Below are 599 nucleotides of genomic sequence, written 5' to 3' on the forward strand. Positions count from 1 at the left end.
TCCTGGAGGCGCTGACCTCGTGCGGCCCGGCCCTGGAGCGGCGGCTGTACGCCATGCCGGTCCTGGAGTCGCCGGAGCTGCTGCACCTGGAGACGCGCGGGGAGACGCTCGGCGGCATAGCCCGCACCGTCGACAAGTACCGGGACCGGGTGCTGGCCCTGCGCCTCGGCGTCACCGACTTCTGCTCCGCCTACGGGCTGCGCCGGGCGCCCGACATGACCGCGTACGACGTGCAGTTGGTCGCCTCCGTCATCGCGGACGTGGTCAACGTGCTCGGCCGCGCGGACGGCACCGGGTTCACCGTGACCGGCCCCGTGTGGGAGTACTTCAAGCCGCACGAGCGGATGTTCAAGCCGCAGCTTCGGCGCAGCCCCTTCATCGGCGAGGCCGAGGCGCTGCGTACCGCCCTCATCGAGCACGACATGGACGGCCTGCTGCGCGAGATCGAACTCGACCGCGCCAACGGCCTCCAGGGCAAGACCTGTATCCATCCCACGCACGTGGCCCCCGTGCACGCGCTGTCGGTCGTCAGCCACGAGGAGTTCAGCGACGCGGCCGACATCCTCGCGCCGCAGCGCTGCGGTGGCGGCGTGCTGCGT

The 599-nt window shown here is 71.5% G+C and carries 1 protein-coding gene; it reads left to right on the forward strand.

The features are described 5' to 3' along the window. Positions 1–599, forward strand: a 599-nt coding sequence (locus KUM32_RS36185) for an HpcH/HpaI aldolase/citrate lyase family protein (protein WP_217146140.1), incomplete at both ends; no start/stop codon positions are given.

The organism is Streptomyces sp. AC627_RSS907 (genome assembly GCF_019049165.1).